Origin of the sequence: Streptacidiphilus anmyonensis (assembly GCF_000787855.1) — a bacterium.
GTDB classification, from domain to species: Bacteria; Actinomycetota; Actinomycetes; order Streptomycetales; family Streptomycetaceae; genus Streptacidiphilus; species Streptacidiphilus anmyonensis.
In genome coordinates this window covers 20,211-23,560 of record NZ_BBPQ01000094.1, presented here as the reverse complement: position 1 = coordinate 23,560, position 3,350 = coordinate 20,211, and the positions used below count along the sequence as shown (strand labels likewise).

The 3,350-nt window shown below is 69.0% G+C and carries 1 protein-coding gene; it reads right to left on the bottom strand.

Annotation, left to right across the window (positions count from 1 at the left end):
* Nucleotides 1-591: 591 nt before the first annotated feature.
* Nucleotides 592-3,000 carry a ricin-type beta-trefoil lectin domain protein gene (locus tag TR50_RS39030; RefSeq protein WP_084701753.1) on the bottom strand — a complete coding sequence of 803 codons (2,409 nt, stop codon included), beginning with the start codon at nucleotides 2,998-3,000 and terminating at the stop codon, nucleotides 592-594.
* Nucleotides 3,001-3,350: the final 350 nt, after the last annotated feature.

Sequence of the window (3,350 nt, the reverse complement as noted above, 5' to 3'; positions counted from 1 at the left end):
TCGCGCCGACGCGCCGAGGATGTCCAACAACGTGCGTGCCTCGGGTGGTTGCGCGACTCGCAGTGTCGCTATCCGCCCGTCGACGCTTCGTAGGTCCGGCGGTGCTACTTGCGCTTGGGCCTGATGGGGCGTCATAAATGGTTCCCGGATTCGGATCGTGCCGATTCCCCGCCTTGATCAAGGTGGAGAATCCGACCATGCCCGAGCCGGACCCCACTGACCTCGCAGAACTCGCCACTGTTACTTGATCCGTAAACTGCGGAGACCCGTCAGTGATGGTCAGCAAAACATAGGGACGGGTTTTCATATCATCCGCACAGAATGCTTCGTTGCCGGCCCGTGACCATTCGCATATTCACGTCATATGCTGCGTTGACTCTTCTCTCATTCAAGCCTCATGAGTCGTTCAGTCGGCATTTCTACCGTCCCGGCTCAAGAACGCCCAGTCCCAGGTGCTCCATTCGGCGGCTCGGGCACGCCCGGCGGCCCCAGCGAAGGCGGCTTCGGCGGCTGGCGCGCCTCCTGACCGACCACGAAGCCGAAGCTCCGCTCCCCGGGAACAGGCCCGGGGAGCGGAGCTTCGCGCCGACGCTAGGGCAGCTTCCACTGCTGGTTGGCGCCGCCGTTGCAGTCCCAGATCTCCAGCCGGGCGCCGTTCGCGGTGGACGCCGCCGGGTCGTCGAGGCAGCGGCCCGACTGGGCGCCGACCAGGCTGCCGTCCGGCTGCGGCGTCCACTGCTGGTTGGAGCCGCCGTTGCAGGTCCACAGCTCGACCTGGCTGCCGTTCGCGGTGCCCTGGCCGGTGACGTCGAGGCACTTGCCGTCGTGCGTGAGGCTGCCGTTGGACCACGTCCACACCTGCGAGCTGCCGCCGGTGCAGTCCCACAGCTGCACCGCCGTGCCGTCGACGGCGGAGTCACCCGCGTCGTCGACGCACTTGCCCGGCAGGGCGGAGCTGATCGGGCCGACGTGCGAGGGGCCCGGGGTCCCGGGGGTGAGGGAGAAGTCGTCGAACTCGTCGGTCTGGTAGCCGGTCACGCCGAGGCCGGCCTGGCCGTTGGTGAAGCTGCCGTCGGTGGCGGTGCCCACGACGCGCCCGTCGACGGTCGCGGTCAGGGTGGTGTCCTGCATCGTGAGCGCGACGCTGTGCCACGTTCCGGTGCCGAGCGCGGCGGTGGTGCCGGAGGCGAGGGTGGTGAAGTGCCAGGCGGTGTCGCTCTTGTCGATCGACCAGGCGCCGGTGTCGGAGACGCGCAGGTGGTAGGCGTTCAGGCCGTTGTTGTTGCACCCCTGCTGGTTGACCCGGCCGAGCAGTTCGACCGTGCTCGCCTGCTCGAAGAGGGTGTCGGCGCTGACGGTGTAGTTGGTCCAACCGCCGTCGCCCATGATGGTGTAGGGGGCGTCGTAGGGCTCGTCGGTCCAGCGGATCGGGGTGCTCGCCGCCATCTGGCGCAGGCAGGTCCCGGCGCGGCCACCGCCGCACGGGACGGTCTGGAAGGCGCCGTTCATGTCGGTGAAGTACTGCGGGGAGGTCGTGGTGGCCGGCTTCTCGAAGTCGTCGGCGTAGGGCAGTGCGAGCGGTGCGGCGGCCGGCGGCGTGGCCGTTCCCTTGCCCTGGCCGGTGGTCGTGGTGACGGTGTAGACGTAGCCGGGCTTCAGGGTGAGGGTGTAGCGCCCGTGGCTCGGGGTGACGTCCTGGGTGTGGACGAACCAGGCGGCGGGGTCGGTCGAGTCGACATCGGTGGCCCAGACGTGGACCTCGCCCGTCGACAACCCGCCGCTGACGCTGAAGCTCGCGGTCTGGTCGGCGGTGGCGTCCATGGTCTCGATGACCGTGCTGTAGTCGCTCTGGTCCGGGGACTTGAGCGTGACGTAGCTGCCGTCGGCGCGGTCTCCGCCGAGGTAGCCGCTGGCGGCGTCGACGTAGCGCCAGCCGGGTTGGGCGAACTGGGTGGTCTGCGCGGTGACCCAGGTGGTCGAGCCGATGGAGTAGCTGCCGGACCAGGGCTGGTTCGCGATCGACATACCGTCGGAGGAGAAGAACAGGTTGGGGTAGAGCGCCGCGATGACGGGCCAGTTGATGTAGGAGGTCATCCGGCCGTCGATGTAGTCGCGGTTGATGGCGCGCGCGACCGCGGGGGCGCCGGCGTTCGCGTCCTCGGATCCGTTCTCGCTCGCCCAGAGCGGCTTGCCGAGCGCCTGCGCGTTCGCGGTGCTCGGGCAGGAGGTGAAGGAGCCGAGGTAGCCGCAGGGGTAGTGGACGCCGACGATGTCGACGGCCTTCTTGAAGGCCGGATCGGTGGTCATGGCGTCGGCCACCGACCAGTCGCTGTCCGCGGCGACGACCTTGGTGGCGGCGTAGCCGTGGGAGACCAGCGCGGCCTTGAGGTGCTCGTACCACGTGGCGTCGAAGCCGCGCTCGTTCCAGCCGCCGAGGTAGCTGACGGTCAGGTGGTGCTGGGCGGCGCAGCCCATCCAGGACATCAGGTAGTCGATGGTGTCCTGCGACCAGAAGTTCCCCGATCCGCCGTCGATCCAGCCGGGCGCGCCCCAGGCCAGGCCGTAGAACTTGATCTTCGGATTGCGCGCCTGGGCCTGCTCCGCCAGCCACCACTCGTAGCCGTTGTCGCAGTCGACCACGCCCTTGGTGTGCTCGATGCTGGGCTCGGCGCCGTCGGTGGAGTTGGTGTCGCCGCCGATCTCCAGCTTGAGCGTCTGGAGCGCGGCGCCGTAGCCGGGCTTGAACAGGTAGTCGAGCAGCTGGTCACGCTGGCGCGGCGGATAGTCCGCCAGCAGGCGGGAGTTGCCGCCACCGCCGGAGATCGCGCCGACGCCGTCGAAGACCAGGCCGGGCTTCGAGCCGTCGACGCTGATGGCGGTGGTGGTCGAGGTCGCGGCTCGGGCGCCGGGAGCGGTGGCCAGGGCGCCCAGCGCACCGGTGAGGGCGAGGGCCGCGCCGAGGGCGACGCGGCAGAAGGAGGGCAGGCTTCGGTGACCCATGGATCGTCTCCAGGGTGAGGGTGAGGGTGGGGAGTTTCGTTGAACTCTGCTCAATATGAAGGTGAAATGAGCATGAGTCAACAAGTTCCATCAGGATCACGCGCAGCAGCATGCGCGGGCACCCGGCCGTCCGTGACGTTCACCCGGTCGGACGTGCAGGACGGCGCGGTGCGTGTGCGGTTCTTGACTGTCCGTAATGTCCCGGCTTGACTGCGATCAATCGTCGCCGTCTCGTCCGGTTCCTTCCCTCCCGCCCCCTTCGACCGCCTGCCGCAGGGGCTGACCGGCCCTTGTGACGGCCGGTCGACGCGGGGCCCGGCGATCGCGGCTTCCCCGCCCACCCGTCCCCG